General features: G+C 71.0%; 12 protein-coding genes. 6 read left to right on the top strand and 6 right to left on the bottom strand.

Annotation, left to right across the window (positions count from 1 at the left end; translation table 11 throughout):
• Window positions 1-107: 107 nt before the first annotated feature.
• Together ACH4SP_RS39205 and ACH4SP_RS39200 are read left to right on the top strand one after the other, a co-directional pair.
• The gene (locus ACH4SP_RS39205) at window positions 108-587 is read left to right on the top strand and encodes a sec-independent translocase (protein WP_398422676.1); all 480 of its coding nucleotides are present in this window, start codon (window positions 108-110) and stop codon (window positions 585-587) included.
• 153 nt (window positions 588-740) lie between these two features.
• Entirely contained in the window at window positions 741-1,418 is a 678-nt protein-coding gene (locus ACH4SP_RS39200) for a hypothetical protein (RefSeq protein ID WP_398422675.1), read from the top strand.
• Window positions 1,419-1,501: 83 nt separating this feature from the next.
• On the opposite strand, the gene ACH4SP_RS39195 is transcribed toward ACH4SP_RS39200, so the two are convergent.
• From ACH4SP_RS39195 to ACH4SP_RS39185, 3 genes are read right to left on the bottom strand one after another with little or no spacing between them, the layout of a single operon-like run.
• Window positions 1,502-2,635 (bottom strand): Mrp/NBP35 family ATP-binding protein, encoded by a 1,134-nt coding sequence (locus tag ACH4SP_RS39195; RefSeq protein ID WP_398422673.1) that lies wholly within the window; start codon window positions 2,633-2,635, stop codon window positions 1,502-1,504.
• Window positions 2,636-2,679: 44 nt separating this feature from the next.
• Window positions 2,680-3,267, bottom strand: a complete 588-nt coding sequence (locus ACH4SP_RS39190) for a DUF1003 domain-containing protein (protein ID WP_398422671.1) — start codon at window positions 3,265-3,267, stop codon at window positions 2,680-2,682.
• Window positions 3,257-4,528 (bottom strand): magnesium transporter MgtE N-terminal domain-containing protein, encoded by a 1,272-nt coding sequence (locus ACH4SP_RS39185; RefSeq protein ID WP_398422669.1) that lies wholly within the window; start codon window positions 4,526-4,528, stop codon window positions 3,257-3,259. The genes ACH4SP_RS39190 and ACH4SP_RS39185 overlap by 11 nt, the downstream gene beginning before the upstream one ends.
• A gap of 219 nt (window positions 4,529-4,747) precedes the next feature.
• Between ACH4SP_RS39185 and ACH4SP_RS39180 the strand changes: the two genes are divergently transcribed.
• A complete protein-coding gene (locus tag ACH4SP_RS39180) occupies window positions 4,748-5,515 on the top strand; it encodes a hypothetical protein (RefSeq protein WP_398422667.1) in 768 nt (255 codons plus the stop codon).
• A 10-nt stretch (window positions 5,516-5,525) separates the two neighbouring features.
• On the opposite strand, the gene ACH4SP_RS39175 is transcribed toward ACH4SP_RS39180, so the two are convergent.
• The gene (locus tag ACH4SP_RS39175; RefSeq protein ID WP_398422665.1) at window positions 5,526-6,080 is read right to left on the bottom strand and encodes a hypothetical protein; all 555 of its coding nucleotides are present in this window, start codon (window positions 6,078-6,080) and stop codon (window positions 5,526-5,528) included.
• A gap of 35 nt (window positions 6,081-6,115) precedes the next feature.
• Entirely contained in the window at window positions 6,116-7,231 is a 1,116-nt protein-coding gene (locus ACH4SP_RS39170; RefSeq protein ID WP_398422663.1) for a magnesium and cobalt transport protein CorA, read from the bottom strand.
• 507 nt (window positions 7,232-7,738) lie between these two features.
• On the opposite strand from ACH4SP_RS39170, the gene ACH4SP_RS39165 reads away from it, so the two are divergent.
• Complete coding sequence (locus tag ACH4SP_RS39165) at window positions 7,739-8,323, top strand: suppressor of fused domain protein (RefSeq protein ID WP_398422661.1); 585 nt, start codon at window positions 7,739-7,741, stop codon at window positions 8,321-8,323.
• A gap of 134 nt (window positions 8,324-8,457) precedes the next feature.
• On the opposite strand, the gene ACH4SP_RS39160 is transcribed toward ACH4SP_RS39165, so the two are convergent.
• Window positions 8,458-9,720 carry an MFS transporter gene (locus tag ACH4SP_RS39160; protein WP_398422659.1) on the bottom strand — a complete coding sequence of 421 codons (1,263 nt, stop codon included), beginning with the start codon at window positions 9,718-9,720 and terminating at the stop codon, window positions 8,458-8,460.
• 191 nt (window positions 9,721-9,911) lie between these two features.
• Here ACH4SP_RS39160 and ACH4SP_RS39155 point away from each other — a divergent pair, with 191 nt between their 5' ends.
• Window positions 9,912-10,550 carry a DUF6758 family protein gene (locus tag ACH4SP_RS39155; protein ID WP_398422657.1) on the top strand — a complete coding sequence of 213 codons (639 nt, stop codon included), beginning with the start codon at window positions 9,912-9,914 and terminating at the stop codon, window positions 10,548-10,550.
• A 90-nt stretch (window positions 10,551-10,640) separates the two neighbouring features.
• On the top strand, window positions 10,641-11,507 hold the full coding sequence (locus ACH4SP_RS39150; RefSeq protein ID WP_398422655.1) for a PHP domain-containing protein: 867 nt from the start codon (window positions 10,641-10,643) through the stop codon (window positions 11,505-11,507).
• Window positions 11,508-11,588: the final 81 nt, after the last annotated feature.

Raw genomic sequence — 11,588 nt, 5'->3', positions numbered from 1 at the left:
ACCGCTGACGGCCGCACGGACGGCAGCTGGGTGTCACCTGAAGGTACCGTCCGGACAGCTGGGGCGGGTACCGTGGAACGAGCCCGGAGAATCCAAGGAGCTGCAAGGTGTTCACTGACATAGGCGGACTTGAGCTGCTGACGCTCGCGGTTCTCGCCGTGCTCATCTTCGGCCCGGACAAGCTGCCGAAGCTGATCCAGGACGCCACGCGCTTCATCCGCAAGGTCCGTGAGTTCTCGGACAGTGCGAAGAGCGACATCCGCAGTGAGCTGGGCCCGGAGTTCAAGGACTTCGAGTTCGAGGACCTCAACCCGAAGAACTTCGTCCGCAAGCAGCTGGCGGAGCACGGCGGGGACGACCTCGGGCTCAAGGAGATCCGGGAGAGCTTCGACCTTCGGGGCGAGCTCAACGAGGTCACGGACGTGGTGAACGGCCGGGCCAGGCCCGCGTCCCGTACCCCTTCGGACACTCCGGAGCCCACCGGCACCGGGACGCGCGCGAATCTCACCAAGGACGACGCGCCCGCTGCGGCACCGGCGAACCTCCGCAAGGAGGAGCGGCCGGCGTTCGACCCCGACGCGACCTGACCGCCGGCACCACCGCTCCGATCACGCCACCGGGCGGCCCGGCCGCCCAGGGGCCGGCGGAGGCGTTGGCTATCCTCCATCTGTCCGGCACGCAGGACGCCCGAGGGGGGCGGGCCGCACCGGACGCTGACGATCGAGGAGGCGGCCGGGCAGATGGAGACGACGAGTCGGGTAGGGGCGCAAGGGAATTCCGGTGCGCCCGGTGGGTCCACCGCGGAAGGGGTGCCGGCAGCCCGGCGTACGGTCGACGGCTATCTGCGCGCCCCGTTCCCCTGGTACGGACTGGACGAGGCCTTCACCGGACCGCGCTGGCTGATGCAGGTCGGCACGGCGGCCGACGGCACCGTGCAGCACGGCGCGATGGGCCACGGCGACGAGCCGACGATACGGGCCGCCGCCGACGACAGCGCCGACAAGGAGCGCTTCGCGGTCGTCGTGACCGTCGCCGCGTCCCCGGTGCGCCGCAGCGGTGACGGCACGGGCACGCTGGAGGCCACCTCGGTGTCCTCCGCGGCCTGGCTGGCGGGCTCCGGGCTGCTGTCGCAGACCTGGCCCGCGCAGCTCGACCACTCGATGCGGGACAACTGGCTGGACCAGCAGACCGAGGTGTCCTTCGAGCTGGCCGACGACCTGGAGGGCGCCGACTGGTCGGCGCTCTCGCTGCCGGTCGACGGGGTGCCGACGCCGTTCCACTACCGCGAGTCCGAGTACGGCTGGGTGCTCGCCGGGTCCACCACGGCGGGCGTTCACCTGGGGGCGTACGGACGCGGCATGAGCGCGTACGGCCTGGGCTTCTCCGTGGTGAAGGACGTCACCACGTACGACGCGTGAGCAAGGCGCACGGGTAAGGGGCGGCCTCCTGGAGGCCGCCCCTTACCCGTTCACGCACGTACCGCGCCTCGGAACGTGTTGCGTCAGAACTTGTTGCGCGGCGTGATCCCCAGCGACATCCCGGAGAGACCGCGCGCCCGTCCGCCCAGCTTCCCGGCGATCGCCCGCAGCGCGGACCCGGCGGGGGACTCGGGGTCGGTCAGCACGACGGGACGGCCGTCGTCGCCGCCCTCCCGCAGCCGTACGTCGATCGGGATGGAGCCGAGCACCGGCACCGTCGCGCCGGTGGTCTTGGTCAGCCCCTCCGCGACGCGCTCGCCGCCGCCCGTACCGAAGACGTCGACGATCTCGTCGCAGTGCGGGCACGGCATGCCCGACATGTTCTCGACGACGCCGACGATCTTCTGGTGGGTCTGCACGGCGATGGAGCCGGCCCGCTCGGCGACCTCGGCCGCGGCCTGCTGCGGGGTGGTGACGACGAGGATCTCGGCGTTCGGAACCAGCTGCGCGACCGAGATCGCGATGTCGCCCGTGCCCGGCGGCAGGTCGAGGAGGAGGACGTCAAGGTCGCCCCAGTACACGTCCGCGAGGAACTGCTGGAGGGCGCGGTGCAGCATCGGCCCGCGCCAGACGACGGGGGCGTTGCCCGGGGTGAACATCCCGATCGAGATGACCTTCACGCCGTTCGCCGACGGCGGCATGATCATGTTCTCGACCTGGGTGGGCTTGCCCGCCACGCCCAGCATGCGGGGCACGCTGTGGCCGTAGATGTCCGCGTCGACGACGCCGACCTTCAGGCCGTCCGCCGCCATCGCCGCGGCCAGGTTGACCGTCACCGAGGACTTGCCGACGCCGCCCTTGCCGGAGGCCACCGCGTACACCCTGGTCAGGGACCCCGGCTGGGCGAAGGGGACCTCGCGCTCGGCGGTGCCGCCGCGCAGGGCGCCCGCGAGCTCCTTGCGCTGTTCGTCGCTCATCACGTCGAGCTCGACGGTGACGCCGGTGACGCCCTCGACGCGCTCGACGGCCTCGCGCACGTTGTTGGTGATCGTTTCCCGCATCGGGCAGCCGGAGACGGTCAGATAGACCGCGACCGCGACCGCGCCGTCCGCCCCGATCTCGACCGATTTGACCATGCCGAGCTCTGTGATCGGTCGGTGGATCTCGGGGTCGTTCACCGTCGCCAGTGCTTCGCGCACCGCGTCTTCCGTAGCCATGCTTCCGATACTACGGCGGCACGGCGGGCGACCGGGAAGGGCCGTCAACGGTCGGCTTCGTCACTCCCGTTCGGGGGCTCCGGCGGGAATACGGTCCGCCGGTCCTCCAACTCCTTGACCAGGTCCTGGAGTTCGGAGCGGATCCAGTCGCGGGTGGCGACCTCGCCGAGGCCCATCCGCAGCGCCGCGATCTCCCGTGTGAGGTATTCGGTGTCGGCGATGGAGCGCTCGTTCTGCTTGCGGTCCTGCTCGTGGGTGACCCGGTCCCGGTCGTCCTGCCGGTTCTGCGCGAGCAGGATCAGCGGGGCGGCGTACGAGGCCTGCAGCGAGAGCGCCAAGGTCAGGAAGATGAAGGGGAATTCGTCGAAGCGCAGCGTCTTGGGCGCGAAGACGTTCCACAGCACCCAGAGGATGATCACCGCGGTCATCCAGACGATGAACCGCCCCGTGCCCAGGAACCGGGCGATCTTCTCCGAGAACCGCCCGAAGGCCTCCGGATCCCATTCGGGCAGCAGGCGCTGGCGCGGCGCCTTCGGCTGATCCAGACGCACCCGTGAGGCGCGCGGCACCGCACTCGCGCCGCCGGTGGACCGCGTGCGCTCCTTGCCCTCACCACCCCGCTCAGTGGCCACCGATGACACCCCCCGGATTGAATTCGGTCTCCCGCCAGTCGTCCGGCAGCAGGTGGTCCAGTACGTCGTCGACGGTCACGGCACCGAGCAGCGCCCCGCCCTCGTCCACGACGGGTGCCGCGACCATGTTGTACGCGGCGAGATAGCTGGTCACGGCGGGCAGTGGGGTGTCCGGCGACAGCGGCGGCAGATCGGACTCCACGACCGAGCTGACCAGGGTCCCCGGCGGTTCCCGCAGCAGCCGCTGGAAGTGCACCGTACCCAGGTACTTGCCCGTCGGCGTCTCGTCCGGCGGCCGGCACACGTACACCTGCGCGGCCAGCGCGGGGGAGAGGTCCTGCTGCCGCACCCGGGCGAGCGCGTCCGCGACCGTCGCGTCCGGCCGCAGCACGATCGGCTCGGTCGTCATCAGACCGCCGGCCGTCCGCTCCTCGTACGACAGGAGCCGCCGTACGTCCGCGGCGTCGTCCGGACGCATCAGCGTCAGCAGCCGCTCCTTGTCCTCCTCCGGCAGCTCGGACAGCAGGTCGGCGGCGTCGTCCGGGTCCATCGCCTCCAGGACGTCGGCGGCCCGCTCCTCCTTGAGCTTGCCGAGGATCTCGATCGAGTCGTCCTCGGGAAGCTCTTCGAGCACGTCCGCGAGGCGGTCGTCGTCGAGGGCGCTGGCCACCTCGGCGCGGCGCTTGGGGGTCAGGTGGTGCAGGGCGTTGGCGAGGTCGGTGGGCCGCAGCCGCTCGTACGCGGCGATCAGGTTCTCCGCGCCCTGCCCGTGCTCCTCCAGCGAGAACCCGGTGACGGCCGACCACTCGACGGTCAGGGTCTCCCCCTTCCGGCGCAGCGCCCCGGCCTTCCCCTTCCGTACGAAGACCTTGTCGATCTCCCAGTCGCGGCGGGCCGGGAGCTGCGCGATGGCCACGTCGAGGACGGTGACCTCCTCGTCGCCGTCCACCAGCCGCACCCGCCGGTCGAGCAGCTCGCCGAGCACCAGCCGCTCGGTGGGGCGCTGCTCGAAGCGGCGCATGTTCACGACGCCGGTGGTGATGACCTGGCCGGACTCCACGCCCGTCACCCGGGTCATCGGCAGGAAGATCCGCCGTCTGCTGACCACCTCGACGACCAGGCCGAGCAGCCGCGGGGGCCTGCCGCCGACCCGCATCATGGCGACGAGGTCGCGGACCCGCCCGACCTGGTCCCCGTTCGGGTCGAAGACGGGCACGCCCGCCAGGTGCGAGACGAAGACGCGAGGCGCCCCTGCTGCCATCCCGGCTGCCTCCTTCTCGTGGTGTGCGTGCGGTGCGGACCCGTGGGACGAGTTTGTCTGCAAATAGGCCGGATACCGGCTTCAGGCTAGCCCGTGGAGATCAACGACGCTCCGCCGGTCCGTCCGTACGGCTCTCTGTCTTCTCGCGTAGGCGACCCGGGTACGCTGCCCTCTGCCGACCGGACACCCCGGACCCCCGCAGGAGAGGCAGTGCCGACCGTGACCGTATTCCCCCCGGCCGCCCGAGCACGCAGGGCCGTACTCGCCGGTGCGGTGTGCGCCGGTCTCGCGGCCGGTCTCGCGGGGTGCGGCGAGGACCCGGACGAGGGGACGAACGGGGTCGGCAAGCTGTCCGCGGCCGAGATCGAGGGCAAGGCGCGCACGACCGCGAAGGCCGCCGCAGCGGTACGCCTCACCGGCACCTTCGTCAGCAGGGGCGGTACGTACAAGCTGAACATGCGCCTCAAGAAGGACGGCGGCGCGGGCTCCGTCACCACCAAGGACTCCACCTTCGAGCTGCTGCGCATCGCGGACGAGCTCTTCATGAAGGCGGGCGCGGACTTCTGGCGGCACGACGCCACCAAGCCGGGCGCCGACTTCAAGAAGGAGGACGAGGCCGCCGCCGACAAGCTGGAGGACAAGTACGTCAAGGTGCCCAAGGGCGACCCCGCGTACGACCAGTTCCGCGGCTTCACGGACAAGGACGTCCTCCTCGACGGTCTCCTCGGCCTCAACGGCACCCTCGGCAAGGGCGACCGCGAGACGATCGCGGGCATGCGCACCATCAAGGTGGTCGGCGGCGAGGACGGGCAGGGCGGCGCCCTCGACGTCTCCCTGGAGAAGAAGCCCTACCCGCTGCGGCTGGCCCGCGCGGGCGGCGCGGGCGTCGTCCAACTGGCCGACTGGGACAAGGACTTCGCCCTGACCCCGCCGCCGAAGGACCTGACGGTGGACTACGGGCGGAAGCTGCCCAGGACGAGCGACTAGCGACGAGCGGCTAGCGCTGCTGCCTGCCCCTGCGCTTGAGGAGCAGTTTCGGGAGCCCGGCCGGGACCGGCTGCCGGGTGGTCGCCCACGTCGGCAGTGGCTGCGCGGCGAGGGAGTCCTCGGGGAGCGCGCCGATGCCGCCCTGCGGAGTCAGGCGTAGTACGCGGCACTCGCGGGCCCAGCGGTCGGTCATCTGCTCCGCGTCGGGCGCGTTCAGCCGCTTGCCCTTGAGCTCGGCGACGGCGGCGTCCCACTCCTCGGTCCCGGCGGTCAGCTCCCGTACGACGGCGGTCCAGGCGACGAGCAGACCGCCCTTGTCCTTGCTGCGTACGGACACCCGGGCGGTGGAGCCGTCGGCGAGGCCGGGGAACGGCTGCTCGCCCGGGCCGTCGCCGACGAGGTGCGCGGCGCCGTCGAGCCAGACGTGCCAGAGGGCGCGGGCGGGGCCGGCGCCCTGCACCCAGATGAGGCCCGACTTCTTGGTGGCCTCCTCGACGAGGGCCCGGTCGAGGAACGAGTCGACGGAGGAGTCGACGGACGAGTCGAGGGGCGGGGTCTGCGACATGGGGCAAGGGTAGGGGACCGGCGCCTCCGACGGTCCTACAGCCAGCCGTTCCGCTTCAGCAGCCGGTGGATGGTGAGGCAGACCACCGCGATGCCGCCGAGCACGATTCCGTACCCGTACTTCCAGTGCAGTTCCGGCATGTAGTCGAAGTTCATGCCGTAGACGCCGCAGATCATCGTCGGTACGGCGACGATCGCGGCCCACGAGGTGATCTTGCGCATGTCCTCGTTCTGGGCGACCGTCGCCTGCGCCAGGTTCGCCTGGAGGATCGAGTTGAGGAGCTCGTCGAAGCCGACGACCTCCTCGTGCACGCGGGCCAGGTGGTCCGCGACGTCCCGGAAGTACTTCTGGATGTCCGGGTCGATCAGCCGCATCGGCCGCTCGCTGAGCTGCTGCATGGGGCGCAGGAGGGGGGCCACCGCGCGCTTGAACTCCAGGACCTCGCGCTTGAGCTGGTAGATCCGGCCCGCGTCGACACCCCGCGGGCTGCCCTTCGTGGGGGCCGAGAACACATCGATCTCCACCTCGTCGATGTCGTCCTGGACGGCGGACGCGACCGCGATGTAGCCGTCGACGACATGGTCCGCGATGGAGTGCAGGACGGCGGACGGGCCCTTGGCGAGGAGCTCGGGGTCGTCCTGGAGGCGGTGGCGCAGCGCCCGCAGCGAGCCCTGGCCGCCGTGCCGGACGGTGATCACGAAGTCCCGGCCGGTGAAGCACATGACCTCGCCGGTCTCCACGACCTCGCTGGTCGCGGTCAGTTCGGCGTGCTCCACGTAGTGGATCGTCTTGAAGACGGTGAAGAGGGTGTCGTCGTAGCGCTCCAGCTTCGGCCGCTGGTGTGCGTGCACCGCGTCCTCGACGGCGAGCGGGTGCAGCCCGAACTCGGCCGCGATACCGGCGAATTCGGCCTCGGTCGGCTCGTGCAGGCCGATCCAGGCGAAGCCGCCGGACTCCCGCACGCGGACCATGGCCTCGTGCGGGGTGGCGCACTCCTTCATGCGGCGGCCGTCGCGGTAGACCGCGCAGTCGACGACCGCGCTGGAGACGGAGTGGTCGCGGGTGGCGTCGTAGTTGGTGTAGACGGTGGGGCTGTTCTTGCCGCGCAGGGACGGGCGTACGACTGCGCGCAGGTCACGAATCATCGACATGGCGGGCTCCTTCACGGAGAAGCCGTCGGCGGGGCGCGTGGCACTGCCCGGAATGGAGACGTGCGGCGCCACGGCGTTGTGGCTCAGGCGTGCACGTCGGCAAAGCGGGCGGCACCGCGAGGACGCGGTGACGGCGTTCGCTCAGACACGGATCAGGCAAATCAGGTAAGGGTGAAGTGCTCTTCCGTCGTGCCCATCGTGCGAAATGCCCTGAGAACCGGGGTGTTTCGGAGCTCGGAGGGCCGGGTACGAAGCCTCAGACCGCGTGGGACAGAGGTGGTACGGAAGAGCGGTTGGTACTGACGGGTCGACTTCGATCCACCGCAGCCCCACCTCCTCCGGCCGGTCCCCCGTGGGGGACGACGTGTCATCGGGACTCGAACGCCAACGCTGAAGCGTTGTTACGGATCGCCCCGACCAGCGGCCCAGGTTACCAGCCACCCCCGGTGTCAAGCCCCGCCGAGGCGCGCCTTTGCCCGTTCCATACGCCGCCTATGCTCGCGGACCATGGGAGATGTACTTGCGCTGGTAGAAGCCCGACTGCGGACGACTCTGGGCGAACCGGACGCGCGCGCCGCCGTCACGTTCCTCGGTACGGACCGGATCGAAATCCTGCGGTTCCTGGACGGCGACATCGTCCGCTACGCCACCCTCGGCATGTCCGCGGCCCCGATGACCGACCCCACCGGGACCCTCGCCGACCCGGTTGCGGGCCCGCGCGCCGAACTGGTCCTGTCCGTACGGGCCGGCCTCGCGGACACCGACAAGGTGCTCCGCCCGCTCGCGGCGCTGGCGGCTTCCCCGCAGGTGGAGGGGTTGATCGTGGCACCGGGCGCCTCGCTGGAGGTGGGCGAACCGCTGTGGCCCGGCGCGCCCTTCAGCTCCGTACTGGTGGCGGAGGCGGGCGGGCTCGTCGAGGACCTGGAGCTGGACGCCCCGATGGACCCGGTGCGCTTCCTGCCGCTGCTCCCGATGACCGCGAACGAGGCGGCGTGGAAGCGGGTGAAGGGCGCCCAGGAACTCCAGGAGCGCTGGCTCTCGCACGGGACGGACCTGCGCGACCCGCTGCGCGCGGGCGTACCGCTGGACTGAGCAGCCGGGCCGGAACTGTGGCTTCCGGCCCGGGAAACGGACTCAAATTCGACCCTTGTACGGGACGAGTCGCCCAGGGCCGGTCGTACGGGACGAGTCGTACGGGCAGCTGTGCGGGGTTCAGCCGCGCGGGGTCAGCCGTTGGCGAAGACCGTCACGCCGTCCTCCGTGGCGTGCGCCGGCCGGAGTTCCGCCGCCTCGTGGGCGAGGGCCCCGCGGCGGACCAGGACGACCAGTGCGCCGAGCACCGCGGTGACCGCGGCGACCACGAACGGGATGTGGATGCTGCTCCACTCCTCGATCTTCGGGGCGAGGAACGGGGCGGCGGCCGCGGCGAACCAGCGGACGAAGTTGTAGCCCGCGCTGGCCACCGGCCGGGGAGCGTCGGACACGCCGAGCGCCAGCTCCGTGTAGACGGTGTTGTTCACGCCGATGAAGGCGCCGGAGACGATCGTGGCGACGACGGCGGTGGTGTGGTTGCCGTAGCCCAGGATGATCAGGTCGGCGGCGAGCAGGACCAGCGAGCCGCCGAGCACCTTCAGCGAGCCGAATCGCCGCTGCATCCGCGGGGCCACGAGGACCGAGAAGACCGCCAGCAGCAGGCCCCAGGCGAAGAAGACCGCACCCGACCTGTACGGCGTCATGTTCAGTACGAAGGGCGTGAAGGCCAGGATCGTGAAGAACGCGTAGTTGTAGAAGAAGGCCGAGGCGGCGACGGAGGCGAGACCGCCGTGGCCGAGCGCCTTGAGCGGGGCGAGCAGCGAGGTCTTCCGCGCGGGCCTGGGCTGTTCCTTCAGGAACGCCGTGATGCAGAGGAAGCCGATGGCCATCAGGGCCGCGGTGCCGAAGAAGGGGTAGCGCCAGCTCGCGTTGCCGAGTGCCGCGCCGAGCAGCGGGCCGCACGCCATGCCGAGACCGAGCGCCGACTCGTACAGCAGGATCGCCGCGGCGCTGCCGCCGGCCGCGGCCCCGACGATCACGGCGAGCGCCGTCGAGACGAACAGCGCGTTGCCGAGCCCCCAGCCGGCCCGGAAGCCGACCAGCTCGCCGACCGATCCGGACGTGCCGGACAGCGCGGCGAAGACCACGACCAGCGCGAGCCCGAGCAGCAGCGTCTTCTTGCCGCCGATGCGGCTGGAGACGAATCCGGTGACGAGCATGGCGACGGCGGTGATCAGGAAGTACGAGGTGAACAGGAGCGAGACCTGGCTCGGGGTGGCGCTCAGGCCCTTGGCTATGGACGGCAGGATCGGGTCAACGAGCCCGATGCCCATGAAGGCGACGACGGACGCACCGGCCGTGGCCCAGACGGCCTTCGGCTGGCGCAGGAGGCTGCCCGCGCCGTCGCCCGCGCCCTCGTCGAAGGGATCTTCTCCCCTGTCCGCACCGTGCTGCATGGCTTCTCTCGCTCTCCGCTAGATCGTTGCGATATACAAACAATAAGTTAGAGTCCCTAATGAATGCAAACTACATCTAGTTTTGGCCGGTGGGAGGGTTGGGGAGAGTTCGAGGAGCGTCGGAAAGCGGCGCGCGCCGGACGGGTGATCGTCCTTGACGCGGCGTCGACCGGGGAGGACTGTTGGGCGCTATGAGGGGCGAACCCAGTTGCCCGAAGTGCGGAGGCCGGGTCAGGGCGCCCGGTCTTTTCGCCGATACCTGGAACTGCCCCGTGCACGGAGCGGTGCATCCGCTCCAGCCGGTGCTGCCGCCCAGTGTCGAAGCCCTGGCCGTCGCGGTGAACCGCGCGCACGTCCCCGTCTGGATGCCGTGGCCGCTGCCGGTCGGCTGGCTGTTCAGCGGGATCGCGTACGCGGGCGACGACCGCACCGGGGGCCGCGCCACCGCCGTCGCCTGCTCGGGTCCTGGACCGCTCGGCGGATTCGGTGAACTCCTGCTGGTGGCCGAGGAGTTGGGCGTCGGACTCGGTGCGAGGTACGCGGGCATCGACGGCCCCGACCCCGGCGCGCACATCTCCATGGAGAAGCCCCCGCAGACCAAGGTCCTCGCGGCCGGCCGCCCCACCCCGATGTGGCACGTCTCCGGTACGCCGACGGACCGCGCGGTCTTCGCGGGAGAGGCGCGCGGGATCTGGCTGTGGGCGATCGTCTGGCCCGAGCAGTCCGGACTGCTGATGTACGACGAACTCGTCCTGACCGACCTGCGGGACGCCGGGGCCGAAGTGGAGCTGCTGCCCTGCGGGGCGCTGTCGCCGCGCATCCTGTCCTGACCGGCGAGGGGGACGCTTGACCTGGGCATGTTCGAATCCCAGTTACCCTTGAACGTCCCCTCTGTCCGTCCTGCCCCTGGAGTAAGCGTCGTGCGCATCGACCTGCACACCCACTCCACGGCCTCCGACGGCACGGACACCCCCGCAGAACTGGTCCGCAACGCGCGTGCCGCAGGGCTCGACGTCGTCGCCCTCACCGACCACGACTCGGTGCGCGGCCACGCCGAGGCGGCCGCCGCGCTCCCCGAGGGGCTGACCCTCGTCACCGGCGCCGAGCTGTCCTGCCGTCTCGACGGCACGGGCATGCACATGCTGGCGTACCTCTTCGACCCCGAGGAGCCCGAGTTCGCCCGCGAGCGCGAGCTCGTCCGCGACGACCGGGTGCCGCGCGCGCAGGGCATGGTGGCCAAGCTCCAGGAGCTCGGCGTGGAGATCGAGTGGGCCAGGGTCGCCGCCATCGCGGGCGACGCGTCCATCGGCCGCCCGCACATCGCCGAGGCCCTCGTCGAGCTGGGCGTCGTCGCGGACGTCTCCGCCGCCTTCACCTCCGAATGGCTGGCCAACGACGGCCGGGCGTACGTCGACAAGCACGAGCTGGACCCCTTCACCGCGATCCGCCTCGTCAAGGCGGCCGGCGGCGTCACCGTCTTCGCGCACCCCGGCGCCGCCAAGCGCGGCGACACCGTGCCGCTGACCTCGATAGCCGAGCTGGCGGCCGCCGGTCTCGACGGCATCGAGGTCGACCACATGGACCACGACGAGGACGACCGCGCCCGGCTGCGTGCCTTCGCCGCCGAGCACGACCTCCTGGTCACCGGCTCCAGCGACTACCACGGCAGCCGCAAGACCGTCCGGCTCGGGGACTACACCACCCACCCCGAGGTCTACGGCGAGATCACCCGCCGTGCGACCGGCGCCTTCCCGGTGCCCGGTGCGGGTGGACGCCCGCGCGCGTAGGACCTGTCCGCAGGTTTCACAGGCGCGCCTCACGGCGGCGGGCTCTCCGGTGCCGTACGAACCAAAAACCCCTCATGTTCC

Origin of the sequence: Streptomyces sp. NPDC021093 (assembly GCF_044333135.1) — a bacterium.
In the GTDB taxonomy this organism is placed as follows: domain Bacteria; phylum Actinomycetota; class Actinomycetes; order Streptomycetales; family Streptomycetaceae; genus Streptomyces.
The sequence above is the reverse complement of the archived record's forward strand: the minus strand, read 5'-3'. Positions and strand labels throughout refer to the sequence as shown.